Annotated in this window: 10 protein-coding genes; 6 read left to right on the top strand and 4 right to left on the bottom strand. The window is 68.4% G+C overall.

Going from position 1 to position 13,533, the window contains the following annotated elements:
• Nucleotides 1–52: 52 nt before the first annotated feature.
• The 3 genes from SLQ31_RS06310 to SLQ31_RS06300 are packed head-to-tail and all read left to right on the top strand — an operon-like array spanning nucleotide 53 to nucleotide 3,406.
• Nucleotides 53–1,225 (top strand): NAD(P)/FAD-dependent oxidoreductase, encoded by a 1,173-nt coding sequence (locus SLQ31_RS06310; RefSeq protein ID WP_319430613.1) that lies wholly within the window; start codon nucleotides 53–55, stop codon nucleotides 1,223–1,225.
• The gene (locus SLQ31_RS06305; protein WP_319430611.1) at nucleotides 1,222–2,115 is read left to right on the top strand and encodes an RNA polymerase sigma-70 factor; all 894 of its coding nucleotides are present in this window, start codon (nucleotides 1,222–1,224) and stop codon (nucleotides 2,113–2,115) included. The genes SLQ31_RS06310 and SLQ31_RS06305 overlap by 4 nt, the downstream gene beginning before the upstream one ends.
• Nucleotides 2,116–2,155: 40 nt before the next feature.
• Nucleotides 2,156–3,406 carry an aminodeoxychorismate synthase component I gene (locus SLQ31_RS06300; protein ID WP_319430609.1) on the top strand — a complete coding sequence of 417 codons (1,251 nt, stop codon included), beginning with the start codon at nucleotides 2,156–2,158 and terminating at the stop codon, nucleotides 3,404–3,406.
• On the opposite strand, the gene rsmI is transcribed toward SLQ31_RS06300, so the two are convergent.
• Nucleotides 3,373–4,248 (bottom strand): 16S rRNA (cytidine(1402)-2'-O)-methyltransferase, encoded by an 876-nt coding sequence (rsmI, locus tag SLQ31_RS06295; RefSeq protein WP_319430608.1) that lies wholly within the window; start codon nucleotides 4,246–4,248, stop codon nucleotides 3,373–3,375. The two genes, SLQ31_RS06300 and rsmI, sit on opposite strands and share 34 nt — an antisense overlap.
• 24 nt (nucleotides 4,249–4,272) lie before the next feature.
• Here rsmI and SLQ31_RS06290 point away from each other — a divergent pair, with 24 nt between their 5' ends.
• Complete coding sequence (locus SLQ31_RS06290; RefSeq protein WP_319430606.1) at nucleotides 4,273–5,823, top strand: dolichyl-phosphate-mannose--protein mannosyltransferase; 1,551 nt, start codon at nucleotides 4,273–4,275, stop codon at nucleotides 5,821–5,823.
• Here SLQ31_RS06290 and SLQ31_RS06285 read toward each other — a convergent pair.
• Nucleotides 5,820–6,752, bottom strand: coding sequence for an LLM class F420-dependent oxidoreductase (locus SLQ31_RS06285; RefSeq protein ID WP_319430604.1), 933 nt, complete (start codon nucleotides 6,750–6,752; stop codon nucleotides 5,820–5,822). The genes SLQ31_RS06290 and SLQ31_RS06285 overlap by 4 nt on opposite strands.
• A gap of 91 nt (nucleotides 6,753–6,843) precedes the next feature.
• On the opposite strand from SLQ31_RS06285, the gene SLQ31_RS06280 reads away from it, so the two are divergent.
• Together SLQ31_RS06280 and SLQ31_RS06275 are read left to right on the top strand one after the other, a co-directional pair.
• Entirely contained in the window at nucleotides 6,844–7,983 is a 1,140-nt protein-coding gene (locus SLQ31_RS06280) for a Zn-dependent alcohol dehydrogenase (protein WP_319430602.1), read from the top strand.
• 5 nt (nucleotides 7,984–7,988) lie between these two features.
• Nucleotides 7,989–10,283 carry a CoA transferase gene (locus SLQ31_RS06275; protein WP_319430600.1) on the top strand — a complete coding sequence of 765 codons (2,295 nt, stop codon included), beginning with the start codon at nucleotides 7,989–7,991 and terminating at the stop codon, nucleotides 10,281–10,283.
• On the opposite strand, the gene SLQ31_RS06270 is transcribed toward SLQ31_RS06275, so the two are convergent.
• Both SLQ31_RS06270 and SLQ31_RS06265 read right to left on the bottom strand, forming a co-directional pair.
• Entirely contained in the window at nucleotides 10,223–11,791 is a 1,569-nt protein-coding gene (locus tag SLQ31_RS06270) for an NAD(P)/FAD-dependent oxidoreductase (RefSeq protein ID WP_319430599.1), read from the bottom strand. The two genes, SLQ31_RS06275 and SLQ31_RS06270, sit on opposite strands and share 61 nt — an antisense overlap.
• Nucleotides 11,791–13,533, bottom strand: a complete 1,743-nt coding sequence (locus tag SLQ31_RS06265) for an NAD(P)/FAD-dependent oxidoreductase (protein ID WP_319430597.1) — start codon at nucleotides 13,531–13,533, stop codon at nucleotides 11,791–11,793. The genes SLQ31_RS06270 and SLQ31_RS06265 overlap by 1 nt, the downstream gene beginning before the upstream one ends.

The raw sequence follows: 13,533 nt of genomic DNA, 5'->3' as shown, positions 1-13,533 counted from the left end.
ACGCTGGTGTCTCGAGGTCAGCACGCTCAAGCGACCTCAAAGGAGAGATGTGATGACCGAGCAACGAACCCGAGTAGTGGTGGTCGGCGGTGGCTACGCCGGCGTGATCGCCGCCAATCACCTGCGGCTGCGTCCGGATGTGCAGATCACCCTGGTCAACCCGCGCACCGAGTTCGTCGAACGGATCCGGCTGCACCAGTTGGTCACCGGTTCCGATGACGCCACCGTGACCTACGCCGACATCCTCGGCGACGGCATCGCGCTGGTGGTCGATGCGGCCACCCGCATCGACACCGAGGCGCGGCACGTGGAGCTGTTCAGCGGCGAGCCGCTGCCCTACGACTACCTCATCTACGCGGTCGGCAGCGGCTCGGCCCGACCCACCGTTCCCGGCGCCGACGAATTCGCTTATCCCATCGCCGATCTCGAGGAAGCCCAGCGGTTGACCGCGGCGCTGGCCGACCTGCATTACGGCGCGCCGGTGTGCGTGGTGGGTGCCGGCCCAACCGGTATCGAGACCGCCGCCGAGCTGGCCGAGCAGGGCCGGGCCGTCACGCTGGTGTGCGGCGCCGTCCTCGGCCCGTACCTGAGCACGCCGGGTCGCCGGTCGGTGGCCAAGCGGCTGCGCAAGCTCGGGGTTGAGATCGTCGACGGACCGCAGGCCATGGTGACCGCGGTGGCCGCCGACGCGGTCACCCTCGGCGACGGACGCCGGCTGGCGAGCTACGTGACGATCTGGACCGCCGGGTTCGGCGTGCCCGATCTGGCGATCCGGTCCGGGCTGCGCACCGACGCGATCGGCCGGTTACTCACCGACGAGACACTGACCAGCGTCGACGACGTCCGGATCGTGGCCGCCGGGGATGCCGGCGCGCCGTCGGACCAGCCGCTGCGGATGAGCTGCCAGGCCGCGATCCCGCTGGGCGCCCAGGCCGCCAACACCGTGCTGGCCCGCATCGCCGGCGATCAGCCCACCGCGATCAGCCAGGCGTTCACCGGGCAGTGCATCAGCCTGGGCCGCGCCGGCGCCACCGTGCAGCTCGCCCGCACCAATGACGTCCCGCTGCCGCTGTACATCGGCGGGCGCACCGCGGCGATGATCAAAGAGGCGGTCTGCAAGGGCACTGTCAGCTTCCTGCGCCGCGAGGCCCGCAAGCCCGGGTCCTACTTCTGGATCAAGGGCGGCGGCAAGCGGCCGGCACCCGAGGCGGTGCAGACCCCATGACCTCGACCGACGAACACGCCGACCGGTTCACCCTGCTGCGGCCACTGCTGTTCACCATCGCCTACGAGATCCTCGGCTCGGCCACCGAAGCCGACGACGTCCTGCAGGACAGCTACTTACGTTGGGCGACAGTCGATTTAGACGTGGTTCGTGATACGAAAGCCTATCTGGCTCAGCTGGTCACCCGCCAGGCGCTGAATACACTGCGCTCGCAGGCCCGCCGCCGCGAAGACTACGTCGGACCGTGGCTGCCCGAACCACTGCTGCTCGACGAACGCGACGCCGCCGATGACCTGGTGCTCGCCGAATCGGTGTCGATGGCGATGCTCGTGGTGCTGGAGACCCTGACCCCCGACGAGCGCGCGGTGTTCGTGCTGCGCGAGGTGTTCGGCTTCAGTCATGACGAAATCGCCGATGCAGTAGGGAAATCCACGGCCGCGGTGCGCCAGATCTCGCATCGCGCCCGCGAGCATGTGCACGCGCGGCGCCGTCGGTTCGAGCCCGCCGACCCGCAGCAGTCCGAGCAGATCACCATGCAGTTTCTGATGGCGGCGGCGACCGGCGACCTGGACGGGCTGATGGGCATGCTGGCGCCCGACGTGGTCTTCACCTCCGACAGCGACGGCAAGGCGAGCGCCGCCCGCCGCCCGGTTCTGGGCCCCGCCAAGGTCGCCCGGTTGATCATCGGGCTGTTCCGGCAGGCCACGCCGGAATACCGGATCGAAGCGGCCAACTACAACGGTGCGCCGGCGCTGGTGGTCTATCGCGACGACCAAGCCGAATCGGTGATGACGATCGAGATCACTGACGGGACGATCACCAACTTCTACGCCATGCGCAACCCGGAGAAGCTCGCCGCCGTGACCGTGCGCAGGGAGATCAGCCGCTGACACCTTTGCGTCTGCTGGCCGCAGGCGTCAGGCTAGGGCGATGCGCATCGACCGGCTCGGCGACCTCGGCACCGCCGCCGCGGTGCTGCGCGCCGTAGCCGGCGCCGCCGCACCGCGCCGGCTGCCGCCTCCGGCCGCACTGGTCGGCGACTGGTTTGGCTCAGCGGCGGTGATCGCCCCCACCGTGCCGGTGCGGGCGATCACCCCCGCCGAGGTGTTCGCCGTGCCGCCCGGCGATCGCGGTGAGGCGATCGGCGGCGGCTGGATCGGCTTTCTGTCCTACCCCGATGCCGCTGCCGACGGCGCGCCGCCGCGGATCCCCGAAGCGGCCGGCGGCTGGACCGACACTGTGCTGCGCCTCGACCGCGACGGTTGCTGGTGGCACGAAAGCCTTTCCGGCGCACCGATTGCGGCGTGGGTGGCCGACGCATTGTCCGCTCCGCCATTGTCTTCTCTCTGGCCCCGCGGTACCTACGAAATCGACTGGGAAGAGCCCGATTTCGCGCGCCACCAAGACGGGGTGGCGGCAGCCCTTGCTGCGATCGGCGCCGGCGAGGTCTACCAAGCCTGCGTATGCACGCAATTCACCGGCACACTGCGCGGCTCGTCGCTGGAGTTCTTCGCCGACGCAGTGACCCGGACCATGCCGGCGCGAGCGGCCTACCTGGCCGGCGATTGGGGTGCGGTGGCCTCGCTGTCACCGGAGCTGTTCATCCGCCGGGTCGGCGACCACGTGACGTCCAGCCCGATCAAGGGCACGCTGCCGCTGCACCGCCCACCCGCCGAGCTGCTGGCGTCGGCCAAGGACGTGGCCGAGAACATCATGATCGTCGACCTGGTGCGCAATGACCTGGGCCGGGTCGCCGACACCGGAACGGTGACCGTGCCCGAACTGCTGACGGTCCGGGCCGCACCGGGCGTGTGGCACCTGGTGTCGACGGTGGCCGCCGCAGTGCGCCGCGAAGTCCCCAACGCAGAGCTTCTGGCCGCGACCTTCCCGCCCGCTTCGGTGACGGGAACACCGAAAGGCCGTGCCCGTCAACTGCTTTCACAATGGGAGCCGCGGCGGCGCGGGGTGTACTGCGGCACCGTCGGCATGGCGTCGCCAATAGCAGGCACCGAGCTGAACGTGGCGATCCGCACCGTCGAGTTCGACGCCGACGGTGGCGCGGTGCTCGGCGTCGGCGGCGGGATCACTGCCGACTCGGACGCGAAAGCCGAATGGCAGGAATGCCTGCATAAGGCAGCACCGGTGATTCACGACTCCCGAGAGCGCAGCACTGCCTCGTAGAGCTCCCGCCGCGACGGTGCGCCCGGATGGGCCTCGACGACGTGGCCGCAGGCGTCCTTGACCCGCATCCCGTCGGCCACGAGCGCGCCGACCTCGGCGACCAGCGTCGGCAGATCCGTGGTCGGCACCGCACCGGCCAGCACCACGGTGATCTCACCGAGCACCTTCTCGTCGGCCCACTGCGCCAGCTCGGCCAGCGAGCCGCGCACGATCTCCTCGTGCACCTTCGTCAGTTCCCGGCAGACCACCGCGCGGCGCTCCCCGCCGAGTTCGTCGACGGCGTCGCGCAGGCAGTCGGCCAGCCGCCGGGGCGATTCGAAGAACACACAGGTGCGCCTCTCGGCGGCCAAGCCAGCCAGCCAGCTCCGGCGTGCGGACTGCTTGCGCGGCGCGAACCCCTCGAAACAGAACCGGTCCGACGCCAGCCCGGAGACCGCGAGCGCGGTGGTCACCGCGGACGGACCGGGCAGGCACGACACCGGCAGGCCCTCTTCGATGCAGGCCGTCACCATGCGATAGCCGGGATCGTTGATCAGCGGCATCCCGGCATCGCTGACCACCAGCACGGTGGCACCGGCCTTGATGTCGTCGATGAGCGCGGGCACCCGGGAGGCTTCGTTCTGATCGAACAGGCTGACCACTCGCCCGCCGATCCGAACGCCCAGCGCTTGGGCCAGGGTGCGCACCCGCCGGGTGTCCTCCGCGGCCACGACATCGACCGTGGCCAGGGCGTCGACCAGCCGTTTCGACGCGTCACCCGGTTGCCCCAACGGCGTGGCGCCGAGCAGCAGTCTCCCGGCAGGCTCCGGCGGGCCGGAGCGCAGCGACTCGGGGATTGGCACGCCGACAGCTTACGATCGCAGGCGATGACCACCACCGCCGATGACCTCGACGCGCATGAGCGGCACGCGCCCGTCATCAGCCCCGGCCCGCTGGTGCCGGTCGCCGACTTCGGCCCGTTCGATCGCATCGAGGGCTGGGTGGCCACCGCCATCATCACCGCGCTGGCGGCGTTGACGAGGCTGATGAACCTCGGCTCGCCCACCGACGCCGGCACCCCGATCTTCGACGAGAAGCACTACGCGCCACAGGCCTGGCAGGTGCTGCACAACTACGGAGTCGAGGACAACCCCGGCTTCGGGCTGGTGGTACACCCGCCGATGGGCAAGCAGCTGATCGCGTTCGGGGAGGCGCTGTTCGGCTACAACGGCGTGGGCTGGCGGTTCACCAGCGCGATGTTCGGCGTGGTGCTGGTCCTGCTGGTGGTGCGCATCGTGCGCCGGATCAGCCGGTCCACTCTGGTCGGCGCGATCGCCGGGCTGCTTCTGATCGCCGACGGCGTGAGTTTCGTGGCCGCACGCACCGCGCTGCTGGACAGCTTCCTGACGCTGTTCGCGGTAGCGGCGTTCGGCGCCTTGATCGTCGACCGCGATCAGATGCGCGAGCGAATGCACAACGCCCTGCTGGAGGGCCGCATCGCCGAGACACCGTGGGGTCCACGGCTGGGCGTGCGGTGGTGGCGCTTCGGCGCCGGCGTGCTGCTCGGACTCGCATTCGCGACGAAGTGGTCGGGGCTGTACTACATCGTGTTCTTCGGCGCGATGTCGCTGGCGTTCGACATCGCCGCGCGGCGGGCCTACCGGGTGCCCCGGCCGTGGTTCGGGGCGATCCGGCGCGACCTGGGGCCGACCGCCTACGTCTTCGGACTGATCCCGTTCGCGGTGTATCTGGCCGCGTACGGGCCGTGGTTCTCCTCGGAGACGGCGGTCAACCGCTACGAGGTCGGGCAGTCGATCGGCGAGCGCCAGTGGTATCAGCCGCCGGACGCGATCCGGTCGCTGTGGCACTACACCTACAAGGCGTATCACTTTCATTCGACGCTGACGAACTCCGCGGGCAACCACCATCCGTGGGAGTCCAAGCCGTGGACGTGGCCGATGTCGCTGCGGCCGGTGCTGTACGCCATCGACAACCAGAACGTGGCCGGCTGCGGGTCGGTCTCCTGTGTGAAAGCCGTGATGCTGGTCGGCACACCCGCGATGTGGTGGCTGGCGGTGCCGGTGTTGATCTATGCGCTGTGGCGGGCGTTCGTCCGCCGCGACTGGCGCTACGCGGTCGTACTCACCGGCTACGGCGCGGGATTCCTGCCCTGGTTCGGCGACATCGACCGGCAGATGTACTTCTTCTACGCCGTGCCGATGGCGCCGTTCCTGATCATGGCGATCGCGCTGATCCTCGGCGACATCCTGCACTCGCCCCACCAGAATGCCGAACGACGAACGCTCGGGCTGATCGTGGTGAGTTGTTATGTCGCGCTGGTGATCACCAATTTCGCCTGGCTGTATCCGGTGCTGACCGGCGTCCCGATCTCGCAGTCGACATGGAACATGGAGATCTGGCTGCCCAGCTGGCGTTAGGCGAGACCCAGCAGCGGCTTCAGGTGCTCGGCGACCGCGGTGATGGCACCGGGCTGGTAGCCGCTCACACTGGTGATGGGGCTGAGGATCACACCGTCGACGCCGGCGTCGAGCACCCTGGTTTTGATCTGGTCGGCCACTTGTTCGGGGCTGCCGAACACAGCCTGTTGCTTGAAGTCGTCCGGAATGGTGTCGGCGGTGACGTTCTCATCGATGACTGCCATGGCCAGCACGCTGGTCTCGAGGGTGCTTGGGTCACGGCCGATTTCCTCGCAGCGGTCCTTGACCACCTGCACCTTGCGGGGCAGTTCATCGAAACCGGCGATGATGTTGAGGTGGTCGAAGTACTTGGCCGCCAACGGAATTGTCTTCTTCTCGCCACTGCCACCGATCATCAGCGTGATGTGGTCACGGAAGCGGGGGTTCGCGAACGCCTCGTTGGTGCGGTAGTACTTGCCGTCCACCGTGACCCGCTCGCCGCTCAGCATCGGCAGGATGATCGCCAGCGCCTCGTCGAGCTTGTTGAACCGGTCGGTGAAGGTCCCGAATTCGTAGCCCAGCGAGTCATGTTCGAGCTCGAACCAGCCGGTGCCGATGCCGAGGACGGCCCGGCCCTGGCTGATCACGTCGAGCGTGGTGATCGCCTTGGCCAGCAGCGTCGGGTTGCGATAGGTGTTGCCGGTGACCAGCGTGCCCAGCTGCACCCGCTGGGTCGCCGTCGCCAAGCCGCCGAGCGCCGTATAGGCCTCCAGCATCGGCTCCTCGGGCGCGCCGAGCCCGGGCAGTTGATAGAGGTGGTCCATCACGAACACGGAGTCGAAGCCCGCGGCCTCGGCTTCCTGTGCCTGCGCGATAACCGTTGGGAAGATTTCCGGAACGCCGGTGCCGTAGGAGAAGTTCGGGATCTGAAGTGCAAGTTTGATTGCCACGGGAGTTCACGTAACCACGATTAACCGGGGCGCGCGCCCCGTTTCACTCTCCGCGAACCTGGGAATATCGCCGGGCCGTAAGGTCGGGGCCATGAGAAGCCGCGCCGCGATCGTCCGCGAAGTGGGCGGCACCTGGTCGGTCGAGGAGTTCGAGCTCGACCCACCGCGCGCAGGCGAGGTGCTGGTCCAGATGGCGGCCGCGGGCCTCTGCCATTCCGACGACCACATCCGCAACGGCTTCATGTCGCCGCCCGGCGGCCCGAGAACCCGGCCGCCGACCATCGGGGGCCATGAGGGTTCCGGCGTGGTTGTCGAGGTCGGCCCTGGGGTGACCGGGCTGGCCGCCGGTGACCACGTGGTGACCTCGTTCGTCGCGGTGTGCGGGCACTGCCGGTGGTGCGCGTCGGGCATGGAGTACTTGTGCGACAAGGGTGCCGGTGTGCTGATCCCCGGCATGCCGACCGACGGCACCTTCCGCCACCACACCCTCGATGGCGAGGACGTGGGCCACACCTCCAAGATCGGCGCCTTTGCCGAACACACTGTGGTGGCAGCCGATTCGCTGGTGAAGATCGACCAGGACATCCCGCTGGTGCCCGCCGCCCTGCTGGCGTGCGCGATCCCGACGGGCTACGGCTCGTCGGTCCACCGCGGCAACGTGCGCGGCGGCGACACCGTCGTCGTGATCGGTGCCGGCGGGATCGGGACGGCCGCCATCCAGGGGGCCCGGATCAACGGCGCGACGACGATCGTCGCCGTCGATCCCCTTGAGAACAAACGCAAGTCGGCGACCGACTTCGGTGCGACGCACACCGCGGTGTGGGCGTGCGACGCCGTCGAACTGGTCCGGGACCTGACCCGCGGGGTGATGGCGGATTGCGTGGTCGTCGCCCCTTCCGACATCACCGGCGACGACGTGCGCGACGCGCTGGCACTGACGCGCAAGGGCGGCACCTGTGTGCTGACCGGTATGGCGCCGGCCGGCCGACTGCCCGTTCAGCTGGACATCCAGGACCTGGTGCTGATGAACAAGACCCTGTGCGGCACGGTGTTCGGCTCGTGCAATCCGCGCTCCGAGATCCCGCTGCTGGCCAGCATGTACACCGCGGGCCAACTGCGCCTCGACGAGATGATCACCCGCCGCTACCGCCTCGACGACATCAACACCGCGTTCGACGACCTGCTGCGCGGTGAGTTGGTCCGCGGCGTTATCGACTTCGGGATCGCCTGAGCCCCATGGCTTCTCCGCTATCGGGTATCCGAGTGCTCGAAATCGGCGATCGGATCGCCACCGCATACTGCGGCAAGTTGCTGCGCGACGCAGGCGCCGACGTGGTGATGGTCGAACCACCCGCCGGGCACCGGCTCCGGCGCTACCGGCCTGCCGGGGTGCAGCCGTCCGCCGGTGACGCCCCGTTCTTCTCGTTCCTGGCCGGCGGCAAGCGCAGTATTACCGGCCCGGCGCCCCCCGAGTTACTGGATACGGCCGATGTCGTGATCCTGGGGGCGACACCGGCAGAAGCCGCCGCGATGGGCCTTGGCAGCGACGAACTCGCTTGCCGCACAGCATCGGTCATCACTGTCTCGGACTTCGGCTGGACGGGCCCTTGGACCGATATGCCCGCCACCGAATTCACGCTGCAGGCGTGGTGCGGATCGACCGGCTCACGCGGCGAGCCCGAGCGCCCGCCGATCGCCGTCGGCGGCGACCTTGGCGAGTTCATCGCAGGCAGCTACGCCGCGTTCTTCGCACTCGCCGCCCACCGCGGGGGCGGATCCTTCGACCTGTCGGTCCTGGAGGCCATGACCACCTCGATGCAGGTGTTCTCCTGGCTGCGCAAGGAATTGATGCTGCTGGAGGTCGTCGGGAGGTCGACCGAGGTACCGTCGGTCGAACGCGCCAAAGACGGCTATGTCGGCATCTCGATGGCCACCGGACAGCAGTGGCAGGACTTCTGCGCCATGGTCGAGTGCCCCGATCTGGCCGACGTCCCCGAGCTGCGCTTCCAAATCGGCCGGTGGGAACAGCGCGATCTCATCCGGGCCCGCACCGCGGAGTTTTTCGCCACGCACACCGTCGCGGAGATCGTCGAGCTGGCCGCGCTGTTCCGTATTCCGATGACGTCCATCGGAAACGGCGAAACGCTGGCCGGCATGGATCATTTCATCGAACGAGAGTCGTTCCTCGACCATCCCGGTGGGTTCCGCGCGCCCCGCGCACCCTGGCGGATGAGCAGCACGCCCGCGCTGCCACCGGCGCTGCCGCCCGCCCTTGGCGGCACCGACCCCGGGGTGGCCTGGCCGACCCGGGACTCACCGCCCCAGCACGCGGGTCTGCCGTTGGACGGCGTCCGGATCGTCGACCTGACCGCGTTCTGGGCCGGCCCGACCGCCACCCATCTGATGGCCATGCTCGGCGCCGACGTGGTGAAGATCGAATCGGTGCAGCGCCCGGACGGGATGCGTTTCGCCGGCGGCTTCCGCGAGGACGTCGAACGGTGGTGGGAGTACAGCTGGGTGTTCCACGGCGTGAACTCCGGCAAGCGCTCCGTCACGCTGGATCTCGGATCCGAAGAGGGCAGAACACTTTTCGGCCGCATGGTCGCCGAGGCCGACGTGGTGGTCGAGAACTTCACCCCCAGGGTGATGGAGAACTTCGGGCTGAGCTACGAGGAGTTGCGCGCGTTCAACGACAAGATCATCGAGGTCCGCATGCCGGGGTTCGGGCTCGACGGCCCGTGGCGCGACCGGGTCGGGTTCGCGATGACGATGGAGCAGCTTGCCGGACTGGCCTGGCTCACCGGATATCCCGACGGGCTTCCCACCGCACCGCGGGGCGCCTGTGACCCGCTGGCCGGTGTGCACGCCGCCTTCCTCACCCTCGCGGCGCTGGACCATCGACGCCGCACCGGGCAGGGGCAACTGGTCGAATTGCCAATGATCGACGTGGTGCTCAACGCCAGCGCCCTGCAAGTCATCGAGCGCGACGCCGCCGGGGTGTTGCTGACGCGTCGGGGGAACCGCGGCCATGAGTTCGCTGTCCAGAACGTCTATGCCTGCGCGGGTGAGGATCAGTGGATCGCGGTCAGCATTCGCCACAACGACGATTGGGTTGCCCTCAAAGGTGTTCTTGGCCAACCGGTATGGGCGCTCGGCGTCGAATATGGCGGGGCCGCCGCCGACCACATCGACAGCCACCTCGCCGGCTGGTTCACCACCCAACCCCGCGACGCTGCCGTGGCCACGCTGCTCGCCGCCGGGATACCGGCCGCGCCGGTCGTGCAGCCGCCGGAGGTGATCGACAATCCCGCATTGGCGGCCCGGGGCTTCTTCCAAACCGTCACCCACCCGCTGTGCGGCCCGCTGCCCTACCCGCGACCGCCGGTCACCGGTCACTTCGTGGACATTGCCGCTCCGCTACTGGGGCAGGACAACACCGAAATCCTCGGCGGGTCACTGGGGTTGACGGCTCAGGAGCTCGCCGGCCTGGAAGACGGCAGGGTGATCGGATCCTGGCCACTGGGACTGTGACCATTCGTCCGGTGGATCCAGTCGCGGGACCGCACGCGCCAGGTGCGGCGCGCATATTCGAGCTCGTTATACGGCCACTGCGTGACGATGCGGCCGGCCGGTGACCGATAGTAACTGCCGCACTGCGTCCATACCGTCTGCTCGAGTTCGGCCGAGATCTCCTCGTTGAACCGCCGCTCGGCTTCCGGTCGCACCTCCAGCGTTCCGCCCCTGCGGGCGAGTCGGTTGACCGCGTCGGCAACCAGCCGGGCCCCGGCCTCCAGAATGTAGACGATCGAATTGCCGCCCTGATTGGTGTTCGGGCCGTACAGCATCAGGAAATTGGGGAACCCGCTGACGGCGACACCGAGGTAGGCGCTAGGGTCCTCACCCCACCGCTGATGCAGCGACTGCCCGTCGATGCCGGTCACCTCGATACCCGACAGGTAGTGGTTGGTCTGGAATCCGGTGGCCAGCACGATGGTGTCGACGTCGGTCACCGACCCCGCGGTGGACACTCCGACCGCGGTGACCTTGTCGATGGGCGCGGTCACCAGCGAGACGTTGTCCCGCTGCAATGCGGCGTAGTAGTCGCTGCCGAGCAGCACCCGCTTACAGCGGAACGGGTAGTCGGGCGTCAGCGCCGCGCGCAGCCCGTCGTCGGCAACGTTGCGGCGCAGGAACTTTTCCGCAATGCCCTGCTTGCCGGCAACCAGTGGGTCGTCGAGGCGCAACGCGGTGTTGTCGTGCTGTTCCTTCCACAACCGCCAGCGTTCGCGGCGAGCCGCCCACGGGCTGCGGCGGAAGCGATCGAGCTGGTCACCGGTGAACGCGCGATCGTCCTTGGGCACCATCCACGGTGGGGTGCGTTGAAAGACCGTCACCTCGGCGGCGACCTTCGCGATTTCCGGAACGACCTGCACGGCACTGGCTCCGGTGCCGACGACCGCCACCCGGCGACCGGTGAGGTCGGCGGTCGAATCCCACCGCGAGGTGTGCATGATCGAACCGGCGAAGTCGGGCAGGCCGTCGATATCGGGTAGCTTGGGCTCCCCGAACAAGCCCACCGCGCTCACCACCACGTCGGCGGAGTATGCGGAAACGCCTCCCGTGCCGACCGATTCGAGGTCAAGATCCCACTGCGAGGTGCCCGCGTTCCAGCGCATACTCCGCACGGCGGTGCCGGTCAGCAGGTGCCGTGTCAGGTCGAAGTCCTCGGCCACCGACTCCAGATACGCCAGGATCTCGGGCTGCCGGGCGTAGGTGCGGCTCCAGTTTCGATTCGGTGCGAACGAGAACGAATAGAGGTGGCTCTGGATGTCGCACGCCGCACCGGGATAGGTGTTCAGCCGCCAGGTTCCGCCCACCCCGTCACAGCGCTCGATGATCACCAGATCGTCGATACCGATGCGGCGCAACGCCACCGCCGCGGCGAGGCCGCCGAACCCGGCACCGATGATCGCCACCCGCGGTGCGGGACGCCGGCGCAGGGTCGCCCGTACCCGCCCCGACAGGTACCGGTTGCGCATCAGCGCCCACCTCTGGTGATGTCGAGCCCGTCGAGTGTGCCGTCGTCGCGCCAGGCCGCCAGGGTGTCGGCGTACTCGGTGGGCGTGCCGTAGAAGAAGCTGCCCTGTCGCGTCGTCGCGTTGGCCTGGCCCTCCCGGTTGTAATACCCGGGGGTGCAGGACCGAGCGCGGTCGGCGGTGCCCGCCGACCTGCCCACCACGGTGTCGACCCAACCGTCTTCGGCGGCGGTGGTCGCTTCGAGCCTGGTGACGTCGCGGGCCAGGGCCTCGGCGATAATCCACGCGACGTGGGAAGCCTGGACATCGAGCAGGTAGGGGAAATTCACCGTAAACCCCGATTGCGCAATGCTTTCGACGAACAGATTCGGGAACCCCGCGACCAGTAGCCCGTGCAGCGTGCGCACGCCGTCGCGCCACTTGCCGGTCAGCGTGAGTTCGTCGCAGCCGACGATTTCGAAGCCGGTCCGGCGCGCGTACTCGGTGCCGACTTCGAAACCCGTCGCGAAGATCAGGCAGTCGATGTCGTGCTCGACGCCCTCGACCACGACACCGCGTTCGGTGATGCACTGCACGCCGTGTCCGTAGGTGTCGACCAGACTCACGTTGGGCCGGTTGAAGGTTGCCAGGTAATCGTCGTGAAAGCACGGGCGCTTGCAGAAGTAGCCGTACCACGGTTTGAGCGCTTCGGCGGTGTCCGCATCGGTGACGATGGCGTCGACCCTGGCGCGGACCTCCTCCATCTTCGCGAAATCGGCAAGCTCGCCGTCCCGCATCACCAGCAGGGTCTTGGTGATACTGGTCCAGGCGTCGGCCACCAGGTCCTCATCGGCCTCGCCGCCTGCGGTGAGCTGCTGGAAGTTCTCGATGCGTCGGCGCTGCCAGCCGGGAGTGAGGTCCGCCGCCCACTGCGGATCGGTCGGCTGATTGTTGCGCACGTCGACCGATGACGGCGTGCGCTGGAACACCGAAAGGTGACCCGCCGCGCGCGCCAGATGCGGCACGCATTGCACGGCCGTCGCACCCGTGCCGATGATGCCGATTCGCTTGTCGGCCAGCAATTCCAGATCTTTGCCGGTGTAGTCGTAGTCCCACCGGCTGGTGTGGAACGTGTGCCCGGAGAACGCCGTGATTCCGGGGATGCCGGGAAGTTTCGGCTTCTGCAGGTAGCCGTTGGCCATCGACACGAACCGGGCCCGGATCGCATCGCCGCGGTCGGTCTCGACGATCCACCGGGACAGGTGTTCGTCCCAGCGAATCTGGCGGACCTCGGTGTGCAGGCAGGCATCTCGGTAGAGGTCGTAGTGCTCGGCGATGCGCTGGCAGTGTGCGAAGATCTCGGGGCCCTTGGCGTACTTCTCGGTCGGCAGGTAGCCGGTCTCTTCCAGCAGCGGCATGTAGACGTAGGACTCGACGTCACAGGCGATGCCGGGGTACCGATTCCAGTACCAGGTGCCGCCGACGTCGGCGGCCTTGTCGATCAGCCGAATCCGCTGCACCCCGAGTTCACGCAGCCGCGCCCCGGTCAGCAGACCACCGAATCCGGCGCCGATGATCGCGACGTCGACCTCGTCGGTCAGCGGCTCGCGGGCCGCGGGTTCGCCCGACCACGGATCTTCGGCGAATCCCGCGAAATCGCCGGCCACCTCGACGTACTGGCCGACCCCGTCCGGTCGCAGCCGGACCTCGCGCTCGCGCGCGTATCGGGCGCGCAGCGCGTCGGGGTCGAAGGGCAAGCCGGTCAC

It is taken from the genome of Mycobacterium sp. RTGN5 (genome assembly GCF_033804465.1).
GTDB lineage: Bacteria > Actinomycetota > Actinomycetes > Mycobacteriales > Mycobacteriaceae > Mycobacterium.
This window is presented reverse-complemented; position numbering and strand designations above follow the sequence as displayed.